Source organism: Prevotella sp. C561 (genome assembly GCF_000224595.1).
Classification (GTDB): Bacteria; Bacteroidota; Bacteroidia; order Bacteroidales; family Bacteroidaceae; genus Prevotella; species Prevotella jejuni.
On record NZ_JH114145.1, the window covers coordinates 221,792 to 246,181 of the forward strand.

Genomic DNA, 24,390 nt, shown 5'->3' on the forward strand with positions numbered 1-24,390 from the left:
CTTTGGGGACTTCGAGATGGACACGATTGTTGGAAGAGGAAACCATGGTGCCATCGTAACACTGATAGAGCGTAGTACAAACATGTTGTTTATGAGAAAACTAAAGAAGGGGAAAAATGCCAAAGAACTGGCACGAACTGTAATACACTTACTATCTCCTTTCAAAGACCATATCAAGTCTATTACAACTGACAATGGTACAGAATTCGCTTGTCATGAAATGATAGCCAAAAGCCTTGGTGTTACCATATATTTTGCTGACCCATACGCTTCATGGCAGAAAGGCGCTATAGAAAATGCTAACGGACTAATTAGGCAATACGTGCCAAAAAAGAAACCTTTGAGCATATCAGCCAGCAACAAATAACTAAGTATTCAAAGAAAATTAACATGAGGCCAAGAAAGAAATTAGATTTTAAAACACCACAGGACTGCTTTTACGAACTAATTAAGTAAATTTGCACTTGCTTGTTGAATTCACGTCCGCATTTTATGGCGGTTTAATTGTTAAATTTTAGATTCCCATTGATATTTCAGGTAAGATTCTTGCACTCTAAAGAATAAAAGACTATATTCGCATAAACAACCATTAGATATTCTTATATATGTTATATAGATATTGTAAGAAGATGGTACAAAAATTGGAATTATCCTGACGTAAATTGTCCAAAGTCCCTATGAAAAAGTATTTATACATTCTTTCTTTTTGTTTTTTGCAATGTGCACTAACGGGCTTTGCACAGAACAAACATACCTCAATATCAGATACAATAAATCTTTCTGAAGTAGCTGTATTAGCAGAAAGACCATTTGTTCAACATAAAGCTGACAGAATGATAGTTAGTGTAGAACATAGTAAATTGTTAAAGGCACGTTCTCTTTCTAATATTTTGAATTTGATTCCGGGTGTAAATTATGATGGAGAAGGTGGTATTACCATTATGGGCAATGGCATCAAAATATATGAAAATGGAAAATTAGTAAGGTTAAGCGGGGCGCAGCTCAAAAGCTATTTATCATCCTTGCGCGGTAATGATATAAAGAATTTGGAGTTGCTGCCTCAAGCAACAGCCGGGTATGATGCAGAAGGAGGCACAGCTGTTCTTGTTATTAACCGTCAGAAGAAACATGAGTACGGACTATCAGGTTATGTGGGCAGTGAATACGAACGGAAAAGCAAGAATCTATTTTCGGAATTTGCAGGGGTAACCTATTCGTGGGGGGACGTTGCTCTTTATGCTAATATGGCGTTAGGGCAGTCGGCAAGTCATAGTAAGATATCCGAAAGCGACTATGGACAAAACATTACCATCAATAGTATGTCTGAATCTACAGATAAAAGTCTCTATTATAGACCTAAGTTAGGCTTTGACTTTTATATTTCTCCGAAGCATTATTTAGGCGTAGAATGGTCGGGCAACTATTCAAAGGATTATGCCAATGCCTGTTGGGTTCATTCTACTATTACCGACAATAGTCCTTATCAAACAAGTATTAGGAGTTATGCACCATATACATTAAAGTCTAATACCAATAATGTTACATTAAATTATGAATGGAAAACAGATACACTAGGCAGTAAACTGAACCTTATTGCAGATTATGTAGGAGAAAGAGAACATGATTTGTACGAGTATGAGAATAAATACAACCAAGGTATAGGTGGGGATAGTATTATATCTAAATCGCAACCCTCATTCGAATGCGTCAACATCTGTAGTACACAGGTAGATTTTACAAAGTTCTTCAACCGTCATCATTTTACTCTTGGTACCAAGTATATCAATGCCAATATCCATTATGATAATAAGCTATATCTCGGAAACACGACTTTAGGAGGAATGTTATCGGAAGATGTTGACCAATGGGATGATTTCTGTTATGTTGAGCGACGATACGCGATATATGGAATGTACAGGTACTCCTCACGACCTTGGGATTTTCAAGTGGGACTACGTGACGAATATACAGAATGGAATACCCAACAAAGAGTTAGAACCCAATTACATAACAATCAAAAAGGCAATAATATCTTCCCGTCTTTCTTTGTGAGAAAAGGTATGGGACAAGGGAATGCCCTGTCGCTTAGTTATACGCAATCGATAAACCGTCCGTCGTATCAGATGGTAAATCCATTTGTTTTTCATCTGTCCGAAACATCTTATAAGGAAGGTAATCCTAATCTGAAAGGCGAATTGCTGTACAATGCAGCACTACAATTCGTTTTGAAGTCAAGATCAGTTTTCTCGTTATCTGCACTTTTTATTGATAGGAAAATCAATGAGGTATACGAACAGATGAACGAACGACAAACACGCTACACATTAAGAAATGATGGCAAATTAAAGAAATTAGCTTTATACATAGAATTTCCTTTTACGTATGGTCTATGGAATAGCAGAAGTAATGTCGAACTAAGTGAGAACTTCTATCGGAACAGTACCAAACGTGTTAATGACTTTGGGCTTGTCCTGTCAAGTTTTAATCGTTTCAGGTTGTCCAAGCAACTTACTGCAATGGCTAATTTACACTATATCAGGCATTATAAACAACTTTATCTTATTCAGAAATCAGATTACTTTGGAGTAGATATAGAGGGGGATTATAGTTGTTTGAAAGACAAGCTGAATATCAATTTTGGCGTAAAAGACTTGCTAAATAGCAGAGGAAAGAGTCAACAAATATTCAAGAACGGTGACTTTGAGCACCGTACAGACTTTGATTTCACTTCCCGAAAATTCTTTGTCAGCGTAACATTTAGTTTTTCTACCGGGTCAAAACATGCAATCCAGCATGACAAGATACACTCTAATGAAGAAGAAAAAGAAAGAATGTAATGAATAACTTCCCTTTTATTAAGCAAAATGATGCGATGGAGTGTGGAGTTGCATGCCTTGCGATGGTATGTAATTTTTTAGAATAGAATATCTTTCTAAAATTTGCTTTGCAACCACAGAAGGAGTCTCATGACTTGGTATTAATGAAACAGCTTTACAACTTGGATTACGAACTATCAACGGAAGAATCAGTTTTAATAAACTTTGGGAGGCTCATTTCCCCTGTATCCACCACTGGAATCAAAATCATTTTGTTGTACTGTACAAAGTCAAAAAGAATAGATTCTACATTGCTGACCCCGCAAAGGGACTTGTAAAATACAATCTCGAGGAATTCAAGAAGCACTGGATTAGCACACAATCGGACGGTTAGCGATAAAGGGTATCGCTATGTTCTTAGAACCTACTCCAGCGTTTTATGAAAAGAAGATGGACGAAGAACCTAAAGAAGAACGAGCGTTTAAGTTCCTCTTTGGTTACATTGAACAATATCGCAAGTATTTCGGTCAAATTGTTTTAGACTTGCTCGTTGACAGTCTGCTGCAGCTTATTCTGCCTTTCCTTACACAATCAATCGTAACTATTCAGCGGTATTGATCAGTCAGTATTCTCTTCTCTAAGTCTTCGTATAAAGGCTATAAAGAAGCCCATTTCCCTACTGATGGAAGAGGGTCGAAGGTGTTGGCAGACAAGTTTAGCGATAGCTTAGAACGGATGACTGCCGTTACCGACCGCCATAGCGCATACTTTGCACTCCATTTTCTCAATCATTAGGTTTGTCTTGCACACTTGTTCCGTGAACTGCAATATCTCTCAAAGTTGAACACTGAACAAGAGTGGTCTGAGAAGTAACCAATCTTTTCCGTGAGCCCATTCACGAGCGAAACACCAATCCAATCGGTGTTATAGACAAGGTATCATGGATTGAACGTTTGGATAATCTACTCAAACAGAATATAGAACGGCTTGGTAAAAAGTTTATTACGTTCAGAAAAGGTTTGGTCAAATGCAGAGACTACATTTTCAAATTCCTTGAAAATCCGATGATACCATCTGATAATAATGGAAGCGAACGGGGAATACGCAAGCTAAAATTAAAACAGAAGAACTCCTGTACATTTCGTTCTGACTTCGGAGCAGACGCTTTTCTTGAACTTCATTCGGTTGTAGAAACAGCTAAGAAACACGACAAAACACCATATAATACGATTCAAGCTTTATTTAAGGTTTGATAAATTGATATGCACTGTATATATCGGTTATCGCTGAATAGTTACGTTATCTTCTGAATATGTTATAAAATCTAAAATAATCAACAATGTGATTGATTATTACACTTTTGTGTAATGCATATATGTATTATTACATCTACTTTTGCCTAAAATAACTATTTCGTTATGGAAGAAAGATACAGCAGAAACAGGCTCTATGTGAGCGAAAGAGAACAAAGCGTCATCAAGGATTATAAAATATTCCTTGGTGGTGCAGGTATTGGCAGCATTGTGGCAGAATGTGCCTTGAGGTTGGGTTTCGAGCATATCACCATCGTTGATGGAGACAAGATAGAGCGAAGCAACCTGAACAGGCAGAACTATACAGAGAATGACATTGGCAGATACAAGGCGGAATGTTTGGCTGAGCGTTTGCAAAGCATCAATCCTGATGCACAGATAGATTTCCATACAGAGTTTTTGACTCCTAATAACATCGAAGAGATGCTGAATGAGCATGATGTAGCCATCAATGCATTGGACTTTAAGGATAAAACTCCATTCGTCTTTGATGAAATATGCAAAGAAAGAAAAATCCCAGTACTGCACCCATACAACTTTGGTTGGGCTGGCTTTGTTACGGTTGTAGACCCATTGGGGCATTGTTTATCTGAACTGACTGAAGAGCCAAAGGGATTTGAATTAAAGGTTGCTGAGTATGTTACCGGACACGGGGCTTTTTGGAATCAACCTAAAGAGTGGTTAGAAAAAATTGTAACCCAATATAAAAAAGAAAGCGAAATGCTACCACCTCCACAACTATCCATAGCATCATGGATTGCAGCAGGCTTGTGTACAACGGCAATGTACAATCTTGCTACAGGAAAATCTGTGAACTATTTTCCTAAATTCTATCTCTCTTCGCTTTTGCCGTAAGTTATTTTTTCAGAAGAGTTTGTTTAAGGTAGCTCTTGAAATAGCTTCGGTGATATTCGTCACGCCTAATTTGTCAAAGGCGTGGCGTTTGTAGAATTTAATGGAGTCCAATGAGCGGCACATTCTGTCCGCAATTTCCGTCATGGTAAGCCCCGCTGCTGACAACCGTAGCACTTCAAGTTCTTCTTCTTTGAGTGATATTCCATCACATTCTTTCCACCGATGCCCCTCGAAAGAGTATTTCCAATAGTTTATGTGCCCATTCTTGTGGAACTCTACATGTCCCACTGTTTTATGTGAAGATAGAGAAACTACACACATTCCTATCCATATCTTGCCCTCATCTGTCAATAGAATGGGAGTAAGCTGGTGATTAATCAACTTACTTTTTGTTCCACTCTTCAGATGAAAGTGATAGGACATAGAACACTGATATTTATCTACATTGTCGAAAGTATCAAAGAACTTAAACCCACTGCTGTTCAGTTCAACAAGCAATTTTTTGTTCTTCCTCTGGTACATGCTCCAAGTAAAAGTTGTAGCCTAATTCCTTGACTTCTTTTGCCGTATGTCCACAAAGAAACAAAGAGTTGTCCGACACATAAAGAAATTCCTGCCTGTAATAGTCTATCAAGTAAACACTCTGATAGGTAACACGAGCAAAAGCCTCTACGGTATGAATCAATGTTGACAATACATTTGAATCATAATCTGGTGCATTATGCACGGTGTTCGATGCTATAAAGAAATCTTTTATGTCTGTCATATATGCTAAACGTGCTAAGGTTCTCTGATATATTTCACTACAAAAGTACATTTTTAATGCGGAATACCGCAAAAAGAATACACAAAAGTGTAAAAAACAAAGAGAGAGATGCCAAATTACACAAAAGTGTAATAGATGATATTTGGATAAGAAGTATTTTTATCGTATAAATCAAGAAACAAAAAGCATTATGGAAAAACAGATTGCAACATTTAAGGACTACGCTATCTTCATGGCAGACAAAACGAGTCTGATGGAAATAGCACAGTTTGTGGTTAGGGAAAATTACTCCCATCACTTATCTTCATTTACAGAAATTTTATCAACAGAATTATGAAACACTATCTAAATAAATGTTTTATACCCTGTCTATTGATGTTTTGCTCAACAGGGTTAGCCCAAGAAACAAAGCACCTTGATGAAGTTGTTGTTATGGCATCTCGTACAGTTAATAAACCAGACGGATACATAACCAATCTCAAAGGAATGAACATTGTTAAAGGTAAACCTGCAGCCTCTATACTCTCTTTCCTTCCAAACATTTCATTTGAAGAAGGCAAATTCAAGATAAATGGACTATCTATTAGTGAAATATATGTAGATGGTGTAAAACTGTCTGACACTTCTGAACTTAACAAGATACCAGGGGAAAGGATTGATAAGGTTGAAGTAAAATACCTTGCTGGTGCAGAAAATAATGCAGCGTTGAGTGGAGGAAGCATTATAATAACTTTACGCCGTCCTGAAAATGGAGGCTTCTATGGTAGTTTTATAGGGAACTCCGAGTGGTTTCGATCTTGTGGCTTTGGAAATGAGGATGTAGGATTACTTTTTAATGCCCGCTATAAGAATCTTAGCCTATATGATAATATGGATTTCGGACATAAGAAGATAAAGGAAACTGCAGAGCAATGGCAGGCAGAACAAGATATACAATCATTAATGTCTAATAGTTTAGTTTCCAGCTCTGTTAATTTCAGGAATCGAATCAGCCTTACGCAAGAATTCAAATCTGGAGTTCAGATAGGCGGAAGCTATCTTTATGCCTCTTCAAACCCGTCGCCAACAACTAAAACGTTTGCAAACAACGAATGGACTTCAATTAGCGAGGTAGCGAATATTCATCTGCATGAAGGAACCATCAAGTTCTCCATGCCATTAAATAAAAGAGGAAGTTCTATAGAAGTAACCACCGACTATTTGAATAGACATAGTAACAATAATTCGCTATATTATATTGAAGAGGAAAACACTAACAATATTACGGAACAGAATAAGCTCAACTTATGGAAATTTAAGGCTGATATTTTGTATCCATGTAATCGTTCACTTGTATTTAAATTTGGAACATCTGCCCAATTATTATCTTCACAGTATAGTCCTTCTGGGAATAATATAAGTAATCGTTTTAATACGAGTACAAAGACTACGAAAACCTCCGGTGTAACTCCAATTGTTTATACTGTAGCACAAGGAAAAATTAGTAAATTCCGATATAGTGCAGGTTTGAACTGGCAACTCAATCATATCGGTTTTAGCGATTTGACCAGCAATATTCATGAACATAACAATCAATGGAGTTTCAATCCTATTATTCAGATAATGATGCCATTTGGAAAAAGGAAAGAACACAGTTTGATGCTTAACTACAAGCGAACGATGAGTGACATTCCCTACTCTGCAATATCTTCAGCTATCACGTGGAAAGATGCATATAACTATAGTGTAGGTAATGCAAATCTGAAGGCACCGTCGTCTGATATGCTAATGGTTGGTCTTTCTATGTTTAGAAACAAGGTAACGCTTACTGCTATTTATGCTTACTCGCATAACCGTATCTATTGGCAAACCTTTAATGATGAAAAAAATTCTAACATCCTTTATACAAAACCCATTAATATTTCAGGACAATCTTATTGGGGAATAGGAGCTGAATATATGGAAGCTCCGACTAAATGGTGGAACTTTAAATTCTCAGGACGTGTAGAGATAACCCCTGAAAATTTACAAATAGGTACGGCCTTTTATAACAAGACCCGTTTCAAAGAATACTTCTCTTTTAACAATAACTTTGAATTTATAAATGGATGGGGAGCTATGCTAAACGCAAGCATTGAACCAAAATACCAAACACTTGAAAGGACTTATCATACAGTATATAGTGTTAATGGGAGAATTTATAAATCATTCTTAAATGATAATCTTCAGTTTGCTATTGACTTTACTCCTCTTGCCAATAGACGTAAACTTGATAGACAAATAGGAACAAGCAAAATTACCTATCAAAATACCTCTTCAACTCAGTATGTTGGACTGTCTATTACTTGGAATTTTTCTAAAGGTAAAAAAGTAAAAGTAAATTCTGTAGATGGGATACAAGAATATCATCAGACAAAAGATAACTGGGAATGAAACATTTTTATGGATTAAGCAAGCTGATTCTATGCCGCAAGTTCAACATAGAACTGCAATCCCAAGTGCTGGTGTAGCTTAATAATCTATACCTGAAAACACAGAGGTATTTGGGGACGAGAAGCCCCCATGAGAGGAAAATCAACAAGCAATGTATAAAAATAAGAAAGAGAAACCTCTGTCTCCCAAAGATTAATTAATTTCGCATTGCAATGTACAAACAAACAGTAGTGAATATATATTATACAGGAATAGCAATAAAGAAAAATAAAAGAGATACGACGCAAGAAAACAAGAGTTGAAAATGAAGAGATCTGGGAAGAGTACTTGCCACAAAGCATCCATAAATGGCGACTATTATCGCTTACTTTGAATGGAGATAGTATCGCCAATGACAACTATAGCTTGTTTGTTCGTTATTGGTTTTAAGAGTAGATGTCTGTTCTCTCGTATGACTGTCTGTGTTGATTCTTCAAAAGGATAACTTTTGAAATGCACAACAGGATAGAAGTTAACAATACCAAGTGCTGTAAAATCATTAAATCCAGGTGTCATAGAAAGATGATTATCCATTTTCTTCGCATACTCTATATTAGGAGCAAAGACCATAGCACCTGCTGATTCTCCAATATACAGTTTCCCCTCCTCTACTTGTTCAACAATTAACCTGTCAGTCCCTGTCCTCCGTAACTCTTGCATAAGAAAGAAAGTATTGCCACCTGTGATATAGATACAGTCACAGTTCCTCAGCACCTCCCTTATCTCTTTCTGTTCACATTGTGTAATTTCTAATTCTTTTATAGTCAATCCGAGAGATACAAGAGCTTCCCTTCCATCTTCAACATATTGATTAAATTCTTCATGAATACTTGCTGTTGGTATAAATGCTACTATCTTTCCATGCAAAGAATTAGGGATACTATGAGGCAAAAGAGCGGCTACCTCAGCAAAATATGAGCATAAAAAGATTTCTTTCATTGTTATTTTGCACTTTAAGGAACAAGATCATGTTTTCTATTTTTTATACTATCAAAGAATTAAAGATGAGAGCCTTAAATAGGGATTAGCATACTCATCATTTCAACCTCTTCTAATCTAACAAAACGAAAACACTAATATTTTTTTAAGTAAATAACATTATCTATGAGATTCTAAACTAAAAAAAGATTGTGTAATTAGAAGCTCGTTACATCGTTTTATTCTTAAATATCAGACAATAAGTCTATTGAAAGAAGATGCCTGAAAAAAATCAGACATCTTCTTTTATTTCATTGTAAATAGTTTTATCTATTGCATATCGTAAACCACCTGCATCAGCTTTTTGCCTAATGCGTCAGCAGCCTCCATAGTGTTAGCCTCACTATACACACGGATAATAGGCTCTGTATTTGATTTACGAAGATGAACCCACGCATCAGGGAAATCGAGCTTAACGCCATCAATATCAGTTACTTGTACATCCTTCTCCTGTCCATAAAGTTCTTTCACACGCACAAGGATTGCATCAACGTCTGTATCAGGAGTAAGGTCAATACGATTCTTTGCTATGAAATACTCTGGGAAAGTCTTGCGAAGTTCGCTTGCCTTCAGTCCCTTCTGTGCCAAAGAACTAAGGAAGAGCGCAATACCAACAAGGGCATCACGACCATAATGGCTTTCTGGATAGATAACACCACCATTACCTTCACCACCAATAACGGCACCGACTTCCTTCATCTTTGTGGTAACATTCACCTCACCAACAGCAGAAGCATAATACTTACCGCCATGCTTCTCTGTTACATCACGCAAAGCACGTGTTGAAGAGAGGTTGCTAACAGTATTACCCTTCACATGCTCGAGGATATAGTCTGCCACTGTGACGAGTGTGTACTCCTCACCATACATCTTACCATCCTCTTGAATGAATGCCAAACGGTCGACATCTGGGTCAACAACGATACCCAAATCATAACCACCCTTGGCAACCTCGTCCATGATACCTGTGAGGTTCGCTGCGATAGGTTCTGGATTATGAGCAAAGTCACCTGTTGCTTCACCATTCAAGAACTTATATTCAACCCCTAAACGATCAAGAAGCTTAGGTAGAATGATACCACCAACAGAATTGATAGAATCAACTACGACACGAAACTTACGATTCTTAACAGCCTCAAGGTCGAGCAATTCAAGGTTCATCACCTCTTCTATGTGGCGCTCATCAAATGAATCGTCATCAGTATAACTACCCAGACCATCTACATCTGCATAAACGAAGTCCTCACGCTCTGCAATATCCAAGACCTCAGCACCATCAGCTGCTGTAAGGAATTCGCCCTCCTCATTCAGAAGTTTTAAAGCGTTCCAGTGGCGTGGATTATGAGAAGCAGTGATAATAATACCACCATCTGCCCCACTCATGCGTACAGCCAACTCTGTGGTAGGTGTTGTAGCCAGTCCGATATTCACTACATCTGCGCCAATACCCATCAGCGTACCGCATACCACATTTTTTACCATTGGTCCAGAGATACGTGCATCGCGACCAACAACAATCTTTAATTTCTTTCCTGGGTGCTTGCGAGCAATGAAAGTTGCGTAAGCAGAAACGAATTTAACAATATCCAGCGGATTAAGCGTATCACCCGCACGACCTCCGATAGTACCACGGATGCCGGAAATAGATTTTATAAGCGTCATACTTAGAAATATGTTTGAAGGGTATCGCCCTTATTGTTTTCTTATATTGTTGTTCTTTCTCGTCTTTCTAATCCCCCTCGCCACATTGTATTAAAGTCCTCGTTGGAAAGTAAGGTCATAGAAACAAGGGTAAACAGATTGTGAAGCATTAATCTGTCCTTGCTGTGAAGGAACAATAAGTCTTACGTGTGACAGCTTTGAGTCTGCTCTAACTAATCTTCCCAAACCGATGTAAGGCATTGGAACCAACCAACCATTAGGAACAGAAGTACTCTGATAAACCTCATACATCACACTTGACAAAGGGTCGAAGGAAGCTGTATAAGTACCACTTGTGTTTGTTACAGACATCTTATCAACCTTCGGTCCAAAGACAAGATACTGATTTGACAACTGAACAGTGTCCCTAAGAAGATTACGTTCGGTAAAACGGCAGAGGACAGTCGCAGTCTCTCCTTTTTTAATCACTTCGCCAGTTCCCTTCTCAACAATCTGCATATAAACACCTGTATTAGGGAAGAGAACATACTGATTCTTTGTTGTGTCTGTCGTGTTCCCTTGTTTTGTGAATTGCGCTTCAGTAATTACATTTATTCCTTTCTTAACAATAAATGCGTGAATAGCATCGTTCTCTCGCTCTAATTGGTCTGCATAGGTCTCAGACTTATTACATGAACTAAATGCCAGCACCACTGCCAACACTACAAGGAGAAAATTTATCTTCTTCATTTATGCTTTCTTTTTAATATATTGTGCAAAGATAAGAAAAGTATTTAGAAAGGGGAAATATGTAACAAGAAAATATATTAATCTATTCAATATATCTGTCTAATCCTTTTAGAATGACGAAAAGAATACAACAGTATTTACCTTTTTTTAATCATTTATAAGTGGTCACCTTAATCATGTAAGGTTAGCATCATTATGTCATTGTACGGAAAGGACTGATGTCAGAGTAGTTGAGGAAGATTCTCTTTCACAAACTCTTCTCCCAAACGGAACCCTTCTTCATATAGCGCTTCAAGTTTCTCTACATCTTTCTCCATCCGTCCGACAACTACTGGTGCCACTGGACGAATAACAAGTATCTTCCCTTGTTCTTCTAACTCATCTACCAAATCGAGCTGACGGTTATATGCTTCTATTCGATGGCTAAGAGCAACCCGAAGACGTGGGTAATTACGATAGATAAACTTAGGCTGTTTATAATCACGTCCGGTATCTCTCCAACCCTTATTACGCGTACTAATAACGACATTGGTAGTGTGTCCTGTTTCTATAGAACGCAGAACAGGAATAGAGTCAACAATCCCACCATCTAATAAATCCTTACCATCTATCGTAACCATCTTACTTACATAAGGAAGACTTGAAGATGCTCGTGCTAACTCATTGAGTATCTGTTTGTCTCCTGATGCCTCCGTAAGATACTCAGCAAAACCAGTCTGACAGTTTGTGACCACCATTTCAAATACATCACCATTCTTACAATTACGGAAATATTCCTCATAATCAAATGGAATAATCTCATAAGGGAAACGGTGGTAGAGTAATTCAGGATCAAAGATACATCCCTGCGTAACGAGATAACGCAATCCTATGTAATCATATTTGGCAAGCATATCAATGTTAGAGATGCGTGCACGACGTGGCTGACGACTGGCATACGACAAGCCGTTACACGCTCCTGCAGAGACAGCAACAGTGTAATGAAAATAAAGCTTATACTTCATAAAAGCATCCAACACACCAGAGGTAAAGACGCCACGCATGCCTCCCCCTTCTAACACTAAGCCTGTATTCCTATCTATTTGCATAAAATCTCGTTAAAAAACAACTGCAAAGTTAATAACTTTCAAACAAAAATAACTATCTTTGCAATCAAACCAACTAATAATTGAAATATGTTTAACAAAGAAACCTATGTAAAGCGCCGTGCAGAGCTAAAGAAGCTTGTTGGGAAAGGTATTATTATCCTTTTTGGCAACAACGAGTCGCCTGCAAACTTCCCTGCGAATGGATATTATCCTTTCCGTCAGGATTCATCATTCCTCTATTATTTCGGTCAAAAACGTGACGGATTAGTTGGTGTTATTGATATTGACAATGACACCGAGACTCTCGTTGGCGATGATATTGATATTGACGACATTGTTTGGTATGGTAGTGTTGACTCTGTAAAAGATATGGCAGACGCTGTTGGCGTAGCTAACACCGTCAACATGAAGGGATTGAAGACTATCTGCAACAATGCACTAAGAGAGCATCGTAAGGTTCATTTCTTACCACCTTATCGTGCCGACATCATGATTCAAATCTTTGATCTTTTTGGTATCCACCCAAACCAGCAGAAAGAGTCAGCAAGCATGGACCTTATTCATGCGATTGTTAAGATGCGTTCTGTAAAGACACAGGAAGAAATCGAAGAACTGGAGCGTGCTGCTGTTATTGGACATAAGATGCACACTACTGCAATGATACTGGGCAAGCCTGGTGTGACAGAGCTGTTCGTCGGTGGTCAGGTTAGTGGTATTGCCAACTCATACGGCTCAATGGTATCATTCCCTACTATCTTCACCCAGCATGGTGAGATTATGCATGGTAATCCTTCAATGGCTGTATTGGAGGCTGGTCGCCTTGCTCTCTGTGATTGTGGTGCTGAAACCATCAACCACTACTGCTCTGATAATACCCGTACATTCCCTGTAAGTGGCAAATTCACTCAGAGACAATTGGAGATTTATAAGGTGGTAGAAGAGTGCCACGATGCAGCATTGAAGCTTTCTAAGCCTGGCGTTAAATATATGGATGTTCACTTTGCAATCTGCCGCATTCTCTTTGACCGAATGAAAGAGCTTGGGTTGGCTAAGGGCGACACCGATGCTGCCGTTGCTGCTGGTGCTCATGCTATGTTCTTGCCTCATGGCCTCGGTCACATGATGGGTATGGATGTTCATGACATGGAGTCATTCGATCAGATTAATGTTGGCTTTGATGAAGAGACACGTCCTAACCTTGAGCAGTTTGGAACAAACTGTCTACGTATGGGTCGACGCTTGGAAGAAGGCTTTGTTGTTACCGATGAACCAGGTATCTACTTTATCCCAGCATTGATTGATGAATGGCGTGCAAAGAAACATTGTGCTGATTTCCTCAACTTCGATAAGTTGGATGAGTACAAGGACTTTGGAGGTATTCGTCTTGAAGACGATCTTCTCATCACCAAGGATGGTTGCCGCTTCATTGGCAAGGATATTATTCCTTATCATCCACAGGATGTTGAAGATTTCATTGCAGCAAACCGATAGTAATAAAACATTTTAATTAATATTTACATCAAGGTTGCCGCAAGAGTATCACTCACAACGGCAACCCGATTTATAAGAAACAACTTATGAAAAAACTTTAGTAGTAGCATTGTTCGCTTTGCTTGCGTTAGGTGCTAATGCCGCAGACAAGAAAGAGGGTGCAACCTCAAACAAGCCTGTTTTCACAGTAGTAAAGCAGAATCCAATTACAAGTATTAAAGACCAGAACCGTTCTGGTACGTGTTGGGACTATTCAACTCTCAGTTATTTTGAGGCTGAGATTTTGAAGAAGACTGGTAAGACTTACGATCTTTGCGAGAGCTTTGTAGCTAACAAGACATATATGGAACGTGCTATCCAAGTAGTACGTTTGCATGGTGATTGCCAGTTTGCTCAAGGTGGCTCTGCATACGATGTATTGCACACCCTTGAGACTCATGGTATTTGTCCAGAGAGTGCTATGCCATTCCCAGGCTCACTCTATGGTGATTCATTGAACAATTTCAATGAGTTCTTCTCATTGTTAGAGCCATACGTAAATAGTATTGCACGCAACAAGGCAAACAAGATTTCAGGTCAGTGGAAGCAAGGCTTGCAGGGTATCCTCGATGCTTATCTTGGCAAGTGTCCAGAGACATTCACTTACGAAGGCAAGCAGTACACTCCAAAGAGCTTCGCAGCAAGTCTTGGTTTGAACTGGAGTGACTATGTAACCATTACTTCTTACACACATCACCCATTCTACTCACAGTTTGCTGTTGAGGTACAGGATAACTGGCGCAACCCATTGTCTTATAACCTCCCAATGGATGAGATGATGCGTATCATTGATAACGCTGTCATGAACGGCTACACTGTAGCATGGGGTGGCGACGTTAGTGAGCCTGGCTTCACTCGTAAGGGTTTGGCTTACATGGTTGACGGTAAGAAGGTTGAGAGCATGAAGGGTAGTGATATGGCTCATTGGCTCGGTCTTTCTGCAGCAAAGAAGAAGGATATCATCGACTCACTCGGTGTAAACGTACCAGAGGTTGTTCCTACACAGCAGCAGCGTCAGGATCGTTTCGATAACTGGGAACTTACTGATGACCACGGTATGCTTATCTTCGGTATCGCTAAAGATCAGAATGGTAAGGAATATTACATGGTAAAGAACTCATGGGGTGAGACTGGCGATTACAAGGGTATCTGGTATATGAGCAAGAATTTCATCGCAGCTAACACCATGGACTATATGGTAAACAAGAATGCTATTCCTAAGGATATCCGCAAGAAGATGGGTCTCTAAAAGAATAAAATAAGTTGAATTGATAACAAAGAACAAGCCTTACTGATATTATCATTTCAACAATCTATAAATCATAAACAATCCCGCTCTAAGCAATTGGAGCGGGATTGTTGTTTTATTATCAATTGAGCTAATTAGCCTAATAGGGCTAATATCATAAAAAAACAGAACCAAATAATACGCCACATAACATTCTCATTTGGCTTTTTTTTGTACCTTTACGGACAGAAATAAAAACAACTTAAAATGCAATTTAAATGGAACTACATTCCACCTACAGAGACTCAGGACAATGCAGCTAAAGACTTAGGAGAGAAGTTAGGTATTAGCCCTATTCTTGCTTCACTGCTGATACGTCGTGGTATAACGACGGAGAGTGCTGCAAAACGGTTCTTCCGTCCTCAGTTGGCAGACCTCATCAACCCTTTCTTAATGAAGGATATGGATGCTGCTGTCGACCGTCTCAATGATGCTATGGGGCATAAAGAGCGTATTCTTGTCTACGGAGACTATGACGTAGACGGCTGTACAGCTGTAGCGTTGGTATATAAATTCTTACGACAATTCTATTCAAACATCGATTACTACATCCCCGACCGCTATGATGAGGGTTATGGAGTGAGCAAGAAGGGAATAGACTTTGCCAAAGAAACTGGAGTTAAACTTATTATCATCCTCGATTGTGGCATCAAAGCAATCGAAGAGATAACCTATGCCAAGGAACAGGGAATAGACTTTATCATCTGTGACCACCATGTTCCTGATGAAGAGATGCCTCCTGCAGTAGCTATCCTTAACCCAAAACGACCAGATGACACTTATCCTTTCAAAAACCTTTGTGGTTGTGGTGTAGGTTTTAAGTTCATGCAAGCATTTGCAAAGAACAATAATATCCCCTTTTCTCGACTTGTTCCCCTACTCGATTTCTGTGCTGTCAGCATTGCAGCCGATTTAGTTCCTGTAGTAGACGAAAATCGTATTCTTGCCTTCCACGGACTGAAACAGTTGAATCAAAACCCAAGTCTTGGATTAAAAGCCATTATAGATATCTGCGGATTGAATGGTCGTGAATTATCTATGAGCGATATCATCTTCAAGATTGGACCACGTATTAACGCCAGCGGCCGTATGGAGAATGGCAAGAAGAGTGTTGACCTACTTGTTGAAAGAGAATACAGTCTGGCATTCGATCAAGCAAAGCATATTGACGAATACAACGAACAGCGAAAGGATGTAGACCGTCAGATGACAGAAGAGGCCAACCAGATTGTTGCTCGTTTGGAGAGCCAGAAACACCAATCAAGTATCGTCCTCTATGATGAGCATTGGAAGAAAGGTGTCATAGGTATCGTTGCCTCTCGTCTGACTGAAATCTATTTCCGTCCGACAGTAGTCTTAACACGTGACGAGAACCTTGCTACAGGGTCTGCACGTAGTGTAGCTGGTTTTGATGTATATGCAGCGATTAAGAGTTGTCGTGATTTATTATTGAACTTTGGTGGACATACATACGCAGCCGGACTAACTATGAAGTGGGCAGATGTAAAGGAGTTCCGTGAACGCTTCCAAGCCTACGTAGAACAGCACATTGAGCCTGAACAGCGCGAGGCAATCCTCGACATCGATGCTGTTATCGACTTTAAGGATATAACCAAAAAGCTACACACTGATTTGAAACGCTTTGCCCCATTTGGTCCTGGCAATCCCAAACCACTCTTCTGTACGTTAGATGTTTACGACTTTGGAACAAGTAAGGTTGTAGGACGCGAGCAAGAGCATATCAAGTTAGAACTGGTTGACTCTAAATCCAACAACGTAATGAATGGTATCGCTTTCGGACAGAGTGCTTCAGCCCGTTACATCAAATCAAAACGCTCGTTTGACATTGCCTACACGATTGAAGATAACGTCTTTAAGCGTGGATCTGTTCAACTGCAAATAGAAGATATCAGACCTACTGAGGATTGCTAACAATTGTATTGATCTGTATTATTTGTATCAACAATAAGGACTATCAACCCTAAAGTCCAAAAGCTCAAACCTCAATGTTCATCGTTCAAAGCATGTAGTTTAATGTCTTATCTCGACATTCTTCATCAATATTGGGGCTATCCTGATTTCCGTGGTATTCAGAAGGACATCATCGAGAGTATCGGTTCAGGAAAGGATACCTTAGGACTAATGCCAACAGGAGGAGGAAAGTCCATAACTTTCCAAGTACCAGCATTAGCCCAAGAAGGAGTGTGCCTGGTCATTACTCCTCTTATTGCGTTGATGAAAGACCAGGTTGACCATCTCCGTCAACAAGGCATCACTGCTGCTGCTATTTATTCTGGCATGCGCCATGATGACATTGTATCAACCTTGGATAACTGCTCTTTTGGAGGTATAAAGTTGCTTTATATCTCTCCTGAGCGTATAGGGTCTGACCTTTTTCAAACAAAACTACGACACATAAAAGTGAGTTTCATCACTGTTGATGAAGCCCATTGTATCAGTCAATGGGGTTATGACTTTCGCCCTTCGTACTTACAGATTGAGAACATCCGAAAGTTAGTACCTAATGCACCTATCCTTGCCTTAACTGCAACAGCTACACCAGATGTCGTTGATGATATTCAAGACCGCTTAGGATTTAAAGAGAAGAATGTCTTCCGAATGAGCTTTGAGCGTAAGAACTTAGCTTATGTCGTACGCCAAACTGAGGACAAAGATGCCGAGATGGTACATATTCTGCAATCCTTACCCAAGACAGCTATTGTCTACTGCCGTAGCAGAAAACGCACAAAGGAGATTGCAAAGATGCTCACAGAACATGGTATCTCGGCTACATGGTATCACGCAGGCTTAGAACCTGGTGTTAAAGACCAACGCCAGAACGACTGGCAGACTGATAAGATACGTGTCATGGTTGCTACAAACGCATTTGGTATGGGTATTGACAAACCTAACGTACGTGTAGTTATCCATATTGATTGCCCGAGTTCATTGGAGGCTTACTTCCAAGAGGCAGGTCGCGCAGGTCGTGATGGTAATAAGGCATACGCTGTTCTACTTTATAATGGCAATGACAGACGCACACTGCAGAAGCGCATCGAAGATACCTTCCCACCTAAAGACTATATCCAAACAGTCTATGAACACTTAGCCTACTTCTATCAGATAGGCGTTGGGAGTGGCTACGGATGTATATTTGAGTTTCCGATTGACAAATTCTGCAATACTTTCAAGCATTTTCCCATACGTGTTAATGCAGCATTGACCATCCTTCAACGAGCAGGATATATTGATTACGAACTTAATCCAGACACTAAGGCACGTGTTCGCTTCCTTCTCAATAGGGATGAACTTTACCGATTAGACTCGCTGAGCGATAAGGAAGACAATATCGTAACAGCACTACTTCGCAATTATGGTGGACTCTTCTCTGACAATGGCTACATAGATGAAAGTTATCTTGGACAGGAAGCTGGGTTGGATAGAAACCAAACCTACATGATACTCACCAATCTTAGTAAAAAGCGTATCATCAATTTCATCCCTCGTAAGAATATACCACTTATTAGCTACACACAAGATCGTATTGACGGTGTTGATGTTGTTCTTAGTAAAGAGGTATATGAAAATCGAAAAGAAGAATTTATCAAACGCATCAACTCTGTTATCAATTACGCACAAAATGAACGAGTGTGTCGCAGCAGACAGCTACTATCCTATTTCGGAGAAAGTAAATCAACCGACTGCGGACAATGTGATGTTTGCTTATCGCATACCAAAGAAGATGATACGAACGAGAAAGAACAAATCAGAAAACAACTGCTGACACTCTTAGAAGATGGGCATAAGCATGCTATTACAGAGATTCGTCAACTGAATGATGATTGGGACCTTGTTCAGCAGGTTATGCGAGAGATGATTCTGGAAGAGGAAATCCTATTGGATGGAAGTTTCTTACTTCTACCCTAAAAGATTTGGTCTTCTGATACATGGATTAATGTGGTAGGTCTCAACACATCTCGATTTATTGGAGTCCTCACTAATTGGACTAAAATTAAAGCTGAAATACAACGTTTATAACAATTTTATTTTAAATTCATTTGCTGTCATTTTAACATTTAGAACTAACTCATTGCAATCTAATTAGTTAGATACTCATAAAGCATGACAGATGTGACAGGAAAAATTATTTTGTAGATACAGCCTACTTATTGTAGGCTCGCATCAGTAAGAACCAACAGCTTCTCGTTGGTTCTACTAATATTTGATTGGCATCAAACAAACTGAACTCTACAACGACAAACCTCTACTTCTGCGCTGTCTCTATTACTCTTGGTTATTCTAACATTAAAATCAGTATCTGAATCCCGACCCTCTTGATAGAAGTGGAGTCTATCTCCTTGATGAGATTCTGCTACGTATGCTATCTCAAAACGCCTGATACAATGCTGCTTATACCAAGCTACGTCCCACAAATCTAATACATGCTCTATGTACTTGACTGAGTTTATATGCCCATTGATATCTACATCATTATAATAAGTGTCGATTGAACGGATTGGAGTTGCACCAACTGATAGCTTCACACGTGAAGACTTTTCTATCGGACAAGGGTATTCGGTTTCTATATACTCAGTTATTAAGCCGCCACGAACGGCAAGTATGTCGGCAGGATGACGTGTATCAAGGTCTATCATGGCCCACACACTCTTTCCGTAACCATAAACATGCCCAGACTCCCCGACTATCTTAAAGTTACGGCTTGTAAAAGACCTCAGAGCACTGTCCACCCAAGTCTCTACGAAAAACTTATCGTAGGCCTTCGGCATGTCCATCACCTCAATAGCCAAGCGACTCAACACCCACGTCTTATTGACAGTATTGAGATAATTCATACCATAACCACGATCATTACTATGGAAATCAGCAGCATTCAACAAGTGATTGCCTAAGTGACCCATAAACAAATGATTGGAAAAGTCGCAATGAAACGGCTCAGCCAAAAACTCATATCTTCCTATCTTTGATAACTTTTCCATATTACACTTATCTTACACGAACATTTACTTTATGCATTTACCAATGCCTAACTTATTATTATAACGGAAAAATTGTCATAATATTCTATGTAAGCAAGAAAATCTGAAGACTCGTAGTTGCCCTTAGTAGAAATGAATCGTTATATCTAAAGAAGGCATACTCCACTTCTTAGGGAACAGGTCAAACATTTAACCTCACTCTTCATGAGGATTAATAGGATTAAGAAAAATCATTACACATAGTCGAGCAGAATACCCCTTATGTTGGGGTATAATATCCTTTCAGATAAAATTCATAACACACATTATATCAACATATTACAAATTACATTAAAGAAGATGCCCTTCTTGAGGCAAGAAGGGCGTCTTCATCACCCAAGAAGAGCATGTTCTAGAATACTGTTAGGCCTCTTCTTCTATCTTAAAGACCATGTATTACTCTCTTGACAGTCAAAAAAGTTTACGTTAAGACAAGGGATAGGCCCTATATATAGATTCTATTTGCGTGCAAAATTCAGTGTTCCTCTATGGAAAAAGAACTTTCCCACTTGATAAGATGACATGTATGGTAGATGTTAAGTGTTATGTTTCTCACAGAGAACACACTATATGACAAGCAGTAAGTTGATAACGAAAAAGCAAAATAAAAAGGGATGCACCTTAAAGATGCATCCCTTATTGTTATTGTTTGAAGGATTGTCCTTCTTAACCTACTCGTTTAGATTACTTTACGTAAACAACTGCAAGACGGTTAGAAGTTACACCCTGTACACCCTTACCAGTTGCCTCGTCAACGATAACGCCACGACCCTTGAGGTAGTTAGCAACTACGTCAGCACGAGCCTGTGAGAGACGATCGTTAAGTTCCTTAGAACCCTCTGGAGAAGCAGTACCAACAACCTGAACGTGAACACCTTCCTTAACGTTGTTGAGAGCAGCCTTAGCCTCTTTAGTAAGAGCAGACTTACCCTGAGCGAATGTTACGAATACAAGGTCAGATACAGTGAACTCCTTAACCTTAACAGAAGGAACCTCCTTAACAATCTCCTTAGTAATAACCTCTGGCTTACGGTTGCGGAGCTCGTTGATCTGAGCGTTCAAAGCATCGATCTCAGCCTGGTCACGTGGAGTAACGATTGTGAAGTTGTGTGTACCGTTAGAGTTCTTGAACTTGTAAACAAGACCAGCATTCAACTGAACGAATGAGTTGTTGATGTTGTAAGCTGGCTGACCTGCCTGTGAAGCTGCCTTGTAACCATACTCCTGATGATCAGCTAAAGCTACTGGATTCAAAGCATTACCAGTTGCAACCAATTCCTTGTTCTTTGACTGACCCAAGAATGCGAAATTGATAGAAGGCTCTACGTAGAACTGGAACTGCTTCTCTGAACCGAAGTTGAAAGCGAAATCAAGAGCTGCCTTAGAAGTCATACGGTTACGGTTGTCAGCAGTAGCATCCTTGAATGCCTTGTTGCTTGTGAATACGTGCATCCAACCAAGACCATAAAGTGCGCTAACCTCGAAGGTACGTGGCTCACCCTTGTAACCACCGAAGAGGTTGCTCAAGTTTACAGTACCGAGCAAGCTTGCGTTTGTAGCGCGAACTACAGTACCTGTAGAAACCCAAGGCTTGTTTGAGAAGTATGCATTACCCTCAATAGCCAGACCGAATACTGGAGTGAAATAACGACCGATACGGATACCAGCGTTTGGATCGAGGTCGCTCAACCACTTGTGACCAGTTGTCTTTGTTGCAACACCACCGTTAATACCAACGTAGACGTTGTCAAATGCCTTGCTTTCTGCCACTGTCTGAGCAGAAACTGAAGCTGCCATAGAAGCAGCTGCCAACATTAAAACTAACTTTTTCATTGTTTTCTCTGAATTAATTAATATTTGTAAAATCTATAATGTCAGTGTCTTAAACTCGCTGCAAAGTAATAAAAAAATAATGAGACAGCCAAATTTTTTTAGATAAAAAATGCACAGGCCCCTATATTATGAGCATAAGAAACCATAAAGATGGAAATATTGAACAATGTTATATATCTTTTATCTTATTGTAACATAATAACATGTGAAACAATGGGGCTATATCACATATATTGTAGGGAGAACCCTCTTCAATACCGAAAGCGATATTTCAAAATTATTGGAAGTCCACAAAGTGGTTCGAACAGGCCCTTATCGTTTGTATCACTTACAGCTATCGAAAGTTCTACCTCCGACTTTCTACAATCATGCGAACACACTACAAATATGATTCTATAAGTTGAAATGAATCCTGCTAACTCGTAACGCCAAGCAACAAATAGCTATAATAGCCTTCTACCTGTTGTTAGAAGATTGCTTGCATGCTAATGAGAAGCTATTAGCAAGATAACAGAAACAATATCTATTCAGCCCTCAACGACAAATATAAGAAGACACAATCTTGAAGGATAAGATGTTTACTAAAGAAAAAGGGACCCGTAGCATCACTGCTTAGGTCCCTTAAACAAATTAGAGAGTTATAAAAAATCAGGTTAAATTCCTTTATTATAACAATAGTTACTATTGTTGTTTACCACTTAATTATTGCTGAGTAATGATTTTCATTCCCTCTTCCACTGCTTCCATATTTAGTGGGATGAGGTTATGATGGCGTTCAGGAAGACTCTTGAAGAGTGCCTTCTTTAGTCCATCAGTGCTGACAACAGGGCAAACCTTAAGCAGACCACCCAGAACAATCATATTAAACACTTTTGCATTCTTCATCTCAGCAGCCTTATCCATAGCATTAATGCGATAGATGGTGATGTCCTTACGCGTAGGAGGATTGAATACTCCATAACCATCATAGATAAGAATACCACCTGGCTTAACCTTTGGTTCAAACTTATCAAGCGAAGGTTGGTTCAGAACTATCGCAACATCATACTTACTAAGGATAGGAGAAGAGATGCGTTCGTCGCTTACAATAACAGTAACGTTGGCTGTACCACCACGCTGCTCTGGTCCATAAGCAGGCATCCATGTTATCTCCTTATCTTCCATTAGTCCCGAATAAGCCAAGATCTTACCCATAGAGAGTACGCCCTGACCACCGAAGCCACTAATAATTATCTCTTTTTTCATTTTACACCTTATTTATATAGGGAAGGATTAAAGACCTGTAGTGTCTTTCAAATCACCCTTTTCATATTCAGGGAACATATTCTCACGCATCCACTCGTTAGCCTTAACAGGAGAAAGCTTCCAACCACTGTTACAGGTTGCAACAATCTCTACTAACGAGCTTCCCTTTCCTTGCATACTTGCTTCAAACGCTTTGCGGATTGCACGCTTTGCTTTATTGATTGAAGCAACGGTGTCAACACTCTGACGAGTTACATAGCAGGTTCCTTTCAAGTGACTTGCTAACTCCGTAATGTTCAGATTATAGCCATGCAGTTCTGGCTCACGACCGTATGGACAAGTTGCTGTCTTCTGACCCATAAGCGTTGTAGGCGACATCTGACCACCTGTCATACCATAAATGGCATTATTAATAAAGATAATTGTAAAGTTCTCACCACGGTTCAAAGCATGGAGTGTCTCTGCTGTACCAATACAGGCAAGGTCACCATCGCCCTGATAAGTGAAGACCAAACGGTCTTCCCAAAGGCGCTTAACACCCGTTGCTACAGCCGGAGCACGACCATGAGGAGCCTCCTGCCAGTCGATATCAAGATAGCGATAAGCAAATACGGCACAGCCTACAGGGCATACACCAATCGCCTTATCACTCATTCCCATCTCTTCAATTACTTCTGCAACTAATTTATGAACCACACCATGTGAACAACCCGGACAATAGTGCATTGTCGTATCGTTCATCAAAGTAGGCTTCTTATACACCAGATTCTCAGGTGAAATGATATCATTTGCCATAATAT

General features: G+C 39.4%; 18 protein-coding genes and 3 pseudogenes. 11 read left to right on the forward strand and 10 right to left on the reverse strand.

Annotated features, from left to right (window positions below):
* The 3 genes and pseudogenes from HMPREF0666_RS08690 to HMPREF0666_RS16620 all read left to right on the forward strand — a co-directional run.
* A pseudogene (locus HMPREF0666_RS08690) lies at positions 1-456 on the forward strand (IS30 family transposase); the annotation flags it as partial.
* Between the two features lie 221 nt (positions 457-677).
* Entirely contained in the window at positions 678-2,837 is a 2,160-nt protein-coding gene (locus HMPREF0666_RS08695) for an outer membrane beta-barrel family protein (RefSeq protein ID WP_009012035.1), read from the forward strand.
* A pseudogene (locus HMPREF0666_RS16620) lies at positions 2,837-3,422 on the forward strand (cysteine peptidase family C39 domain-containing protein); the annotation flags it as partial. The gene HMPREF0666_RS08695 and the pseudogene HMPREF0666_RS16620, both read left to right, overlap by 1 nt.
* Positions 3,423-3,472: 50 nt before the next feature.
* On the opposite strand, the gene HMPREF0666_RS18460 reads toward HMPREF0666_RS16620, so the two are convergent.
* The gene (locus tag HMPREF0666_RS18460) at positions 3,473-3,604 is read right to left on the reverse strand and encodes a hypothetical protein (RefSeq protein WP_255346425.1); all 132 of its coding nucleotides are present in this window, start codon (positions 3,602-3,604) and stop codon (positions 3,473-3,475) included.
* 276 nt (positions 3,605-3,880) lie between these two features.
* On the opposite strand from HMPREF0666_RS18460, the gene HMPREF0666_RS18095 reads away from it, so the two are divergent.
* Together HMPREF0666_RS18095 and HMPREF0666_RS08710 are read left to right on the forward strand one after the other, a co-directional pair.
* Positions 3,881-4,069 carry a transposase gene (locus tag HMPREF0666_RS18095; RefSeq protein ID WP_009012037.1) on the forward strand — a complete coding sequence of 63 codons (189 nt, stop codon included), beginning with the start codon at positions 3,881-3,883 and terminating at the stop codon, positions 4,067-4,069.
* Between the two features lie 165 nt (positions 4,070-4,234).
* The gene (locus HMPREF0666_RS08710; protein ID WP_009012038.1) at positions 4,235-4,984 is read left to right on the forward strand and encodes a ThiF family adenylyltransferase; all 750 of its coding nucleotides are present in this window, start codon (positions 4,235-4,237) and stop codon (positions 4,982-4,984) included.
* A gap of 9 nt (positions 4,985-4,993) precedes the next feature.
* Here HMPREF0666_RS08710 and HMPREF0666_RS08715 read toward each other — a convergent pair.
* Positions 4,994-5,750: pseudogene (locus tag HMPREF0666_RS08715) on the reverse strand (helix-turn-helix transcriptional regulator).
* 190 nt (positions 5,751-5,940) lie between these two features.
* On the opposite strand from HMPREF0666_RS08715, the gene HMPREF0666_RS17655 reads away from it, so the two are divergent.
* Complete coding sequence (locus HMPREF0666_RS17655; RefSeq protein WP_009012041.1) at positions 5,941-6,087, forward strand: hypothetical protein; 147 nt, start codon at positions 5,941-5,943, stop codon at positions 6,085-6,087.
* Positions 6,084-8,162: an outer membrane beta-barrel family protein gene (locus HMPREF0666_RS08720; protein WP_009012042.1), complete on the forward strand. Its 2,079-nt coding sequence runs from the start codon at positions 6,084-6,086 to the stop codon at positions 8,160-8,162. The genes HMPREF0666_RS17655 and HMPREF0666_RS08720 overlap by 4 nt, the downstream gene beginning before the upstream one ends.
* Positions 8,163-8,519: 357 nt before the next feature.
* Here HMPREF0666_RS08720 and HMPREF0666_RS08725 read toward each other — a convergent pair whose 3' ends face one another.
* The 4 genes from HMPREF0666_RS08725 to HMPREF0666_RS08740 form a co-directional block, all read right to left on the reverse strand.
* A complete protein-coding gene (locus tag HMPREF0666_RS08725) occupies positions 8,520-9,140 on the reverse strand; it encodes a Type 1 glutamine amidotransferase-like domain-containing protein (protein WP_009012044.1) in 621 nt (206 codons plus the stop codon).
* Between the two features lie 309 nt (positions 9,141-9,449).
* The gene (glmM, locus tag HMPREF0666_RS08730) at positions 9,450-10,841 is read right to left on the reverse strand and encodes a phosphoglucosamine mutase (protein WP_009012045.1); all 1,392 of its coding nucleotides are present in this window, start codon (positions 10,839-10,841) and stop codon (positions 9,450-9,452) included.
* A 90-nt stretch (positions 10,842-10,931) separates the two neighbouring features.
* On the reverse strand, positions 10,932-11,570 hold the full coding sequence (locus tag HMPREF0666_RS08735) for a DUF4827 domain-containing protein (protein ID WP_009012046.1): 639 nt from the start codon (positions 11,568-11,570) through the stop codon (positions 10,932-10,934).
* Positions 11,571-11,791: 221 nt separating this feature from the next.
* Positions 11,792-12,658 (reverse strand): patatin family protein, encoded by an 867-nt coding sequence (locus HMPREF0666_RS08740; protein WP_009012047.1) that lies wholly within the window; start codon positions 12,656-12,658, stop codon positions 11,792-11,794.
* Positions 12,659-12,745: 87 nt separating this feature from the next.
* On the opposite strand from HMPREF0666_RS08740, the gene HMPREF0666_RS08745 reads away from it, so the two are divergent.
* The 4 genes from HMPREF0666_RS08745 to HMPREF0666_RS08760 all read left to right on the forward strand — a co-directional run bounded on the left by HMPREF0666_RS08745 (position 12,746) and on the right by HMPREF0666_RS08760 (position 19,403).
* On the forward strand, positions 12,746-14,149 hold the full coding sequence (locus HMPREF0666_RS08745) for an aminopeptidase P family protein (protein WP_009012048.1): 1,404 nt from the start codon (positions 12,746-12,748) through the stop codon (positions 14,147-14,149).
* A 109-nt stretch (positions 14,150-14,258) separates the two neighbouring features.
* Positions 14,259-15,437: an aminopeptidase C gene (locus HMPREF0666_RS08750; RefSeq protein WP_009012049.1), complete on the forward strand. Its 1,179-nt coding sequence runs from the start codon at positions 14,259-14,261 to the stop codon at positions 15,435-15,437.
* Between the two features lie 246 nt (positions 15,438-15,683).
* Positions 15,684-17,408, forward strand: a complete 1,725-nt coding sequence (gene recJ / locus HMPREF0666_RS08755) for a single-stranded-DNA-specific exonuclease RecJ (RefSeq protein WP_009012050.1) — start codon at positions 15,684-15,686, stop codon at positions 17,406-17,408.
* 102 nt (positions 17,409-17,510) lie between these two features.
* Complete coding sequence (locus HMPREF0666_RS08760; protein ID WP_009012051.1) at positions 17,511-19,403, forward strand: ATP-dependent DNA helicase RecQ; 1,893 nt, start codon at positions 17,511-17,513, stop codon at positions 19,401-19,403.
* Between the two features lie 305 nt (positions 19,404-19,708).
* Here the strand turns inward: HMPREF0666_RS08760 and HMPREF0666_RS08765 are convergent, their stop codons facing one another.
* The 4 genes from HMPREF0666_RS08765 to HMPREF0666_RS08780 form a co-directional block, all read right to left on the reverse strand.
* Positions 19,709-20,473, reverse strand: coding sequence for an acyl-[acyl-carrier-protein] thioesterase (locus HMPREF0666_RS08765; protein ID WP_009012052.1), 765 nt, complete (start codon positions 20,471-20,473; stop codon positions 19,709-19,711).
* Between the two features lie 723 nt (positions 20,474-21,196).
* Positions 21,197-22,345: an OmpA family protein gene (locus HMPREF0666_RS08770; RefSeq protein WP_042856196.1), complete on the reverse strand. Its 1,149-nt coding sequence runs from the start codon at positions 22,343-22,345 to the stop codon at positions 21,197-21,199.
* Between the two features lie 702 nt (positions 22,346-23,047).
* A complete protein-coding gene (locus HMPREF0666_RS08775; protein ID WP_009012055.1) occupies positions 23,048-23,590 on the reverse strand; it encodes a 2-oxoacid:acceptor oxidoreductase family protein in 543 nt (180 codons plus the stop codon).
* A 27-nt stretch (positions 23,591-23,617) separates the two neighbouring features.
* Positions 23,618-24,385, reverse strand: coding sequence for a thiamine pyrophosphate-dependent enzyme (locus HMPREF0666_RS08780; protein ID WP_009012056.1), 768 nt, complete (start codon positions 24,383-24,385; stop codon positions 23,618-23,620).
* Positions 24,386-24,390: the final 5 nt, after the last annotated feature.